This window comes from Desulfobacula sp., assembly GCF_014237455.1.
Classification (GTDB): Bacteria; Desulfobacterota; Desulfobacteria; order Desulfobacterales; family Desulfobacteraceae; genus Desulfobacula.
Genome location: NZ_JABZFL010000055.1, coordinates 1 through 1814 on the forward strand (window position 1 = coordinate 1; position 1814 = coordinate 1814).

3 protein-coding genes and 2 pseudogenes are annotated in these 1814 nt (G+C 37.6%); 4 read left to right on the forward strand and 1 reads right to left on the reverse strand.

What is annotated here, in order from left to right; genetic code table 11:
- The 4 genes and pseudogenes from HGJ91_RS08530 to vapB form a co-directional block, all read left to right on the forward strand.
- Window positions 1-540: pseudogene (locus tag HGJ91_RS08530) on the forward strand (hypothetical protein); the annotation flags it as partial.
- 175 nt (window positions 541-715) lie between these two features.
- Window positions 716-961, forward strand: a complete 246-nt coding sequence (locus HGJ91_RS08535) for a hypothetical protein (protein WP_291347297.1) — start codon at window positions 716-718, stop codon at window positions 959-961.
- Window positions 951-1328 (forward strand): type II toxin-antitoxin system VapC family toxin, encoded by a 378-nt coding sequence (locus tag HGJ91_RS08540; protein ID WP_291347298.1) that lies wholly within the window; start codon window positions 951-953, stop codon window positions 1326-1328. The genes HGJ91_RS08535 and HGJ91_RS08540 overlap by 11 nt, the downstream gene beginning before the upstream one ends.
- A gap of 114 nt (window positions 1329-1442) precedes the next feature.
- Window positions 1443-1679: a type II toxin-antitoxin system VapB family antitoxin gene (gene vapB, locus HGJ91_RS08545; RefSeq protein ID WP_291347299.1), complete on the forward strand. Its 237-nt coding sequence runs from the start codon at window positions 1443-1445 to the stop codon at window positions 1677-1679.
- A gap of 35 nt (window positions 1680-1714) precedes the next feature.
- On the opposite strand, the pseudogene HGJ91_RS08550 reads toward vapB, so the two are convergent.
- Window positions 1715-1814, reverse strand: a pseudogene (locus HGJ91_RS08550) (AbrB/MazE/SpoVT family DNA-binding domain-containing protein); the annotation flags it as partial.

Below are 1814 nucleotides of genomic sequence, written 5' to 3' on the forward strand. Positions count from 1 at the left end.
GATATAAAAACCATTGAAGAGCAAGTAACCGCATTTAGAAAATGGCTTATCAATGATCCACAGAACAAAAAGACTTATGCTAAAATGCTTGAGCAAATTGATAAATATTGGGAAAAATTATTTGCAGACCCTTTACCAGTCCAATCTTCTGAAGGGATCATATATATTCAACCGCAAAGGACGAACAACATCCTGGAAAGATTTTTTCGATCGGAAAAACGCCGCGGTCGTAAAAAGACTGGGACTGCATCTATGGGTAAAGTATTAAAATCGCTTATAGCTGAAACCCCATTGGTTCAAAATTTAAAAAATGCTGAGTATATGAAAATTATCCTTGATGGGTGTTCAAACCTGGCAGAAAGATTTTCTAAAATAGATTCTCATCTGGTGCAACAGAAGATGGCGGAAGCAAATAATAACAGCGGAAGGATTTTACCTGAGATCAAAAAGCTGATAAGAGATTCTGAGTTCACCAAAAAGATTGCATTGTTGTTCCTCTCAGAAAGCAAAATAAGTGCCAACTGTCATTTGCGCTCATAGTAAAAAGGTCTTAGAGTGCACTTTTTGGTGCTAAAAAGTGGGTTTTAAGCAGAGATATTCAAGTGACCCAGGCCATTGAAAAAGAGTTGTGCACTATTATCTGTGCACTATTATCTTGCAAGGCATCAATAATTAATGTATATTTTAACTATACATTAAAGCAAGGAGGTCCCTGATGAAAGCAACAGTGGTTGATTTAAGATATAAGATGAATGATGTGCTTAAAGCACTCGATAGAAATGAACAAGTGACGGTTCTCTATCGTGGTAAAATCAAAGGAATTCTTATGCCCGCTAAAAAACAGATAACAAATTTGAAGATTTCTGAGCATCCTTTTTTTGGTATGATTGCCTCAGGCACTAGCAGGTCTGTTTTGGATGAATTGGATACATTAAGGGGTTCCAGGTACGATGATATTTGATACTGATATTTTTATATGGGCGCAAAGAGGCAATGAAAAAGCAGCAGCGCTGATGCAAAAAACCCAGGAGAGATATCTATCCATCCAGACCTACATGGAACTTTTACAATGTGCTAAAAATAAAACTCAGCATAAACATGTAAAGGACTTTTTAAGCTCTTTTGGGTTTATTGTTCTCCCATTGACAGAAAACATCGGGCATCGTGCTTCAATCTATGTTGAAGAATATACATTGAGTTCAAGTATTCGTTCAGGAGATGCTATTGTAGCCGCAACAGCAGTAGAAAACAACATGATACTTTCATCAAGCAATGCGAAACATTTCAAAGTGATAAAAGATTTAAAACTGAAAATATTTAAGCCGTAAAAAACGGGGGTTTTTAATAAGCCAAGCCTGACCATAGGGATATACTATTGACATATCCATTGTTAAGTTTTATTCTATGTTTGACCATTAAATTGTTTTTCAGGAGGTATCGATATGGCACATGTTCAAACTAAAGTTTTTAAAAGCAACAGAAGCCAGGCGGTTCGCTTACCCAAGGCTGTTGCGTTTCCGGAATTTATAAAAGATGTTGAAATTACGGCAATCGGTAATGAGCGTATCATAACTCCGGCGGGTCAATCCTGGGATGACTGGTTTGCTGCGGCAGGGGTCTCAAATGATTTTATGGAGGAGCGGCAACAACCGGAAGATCAAATCCGGGAGTCCCTGTAATGCTGAAGTATTTGCTGGATACAAATATTGTCATTACCGATTGCCGTAATTTCAACATCTTTTATAAATTCCGGAAACGCAACAGCCTTGGGTAAGCGAACCGCCTGGCTTCTGTTGCTTTTAAAAACTTTAGTT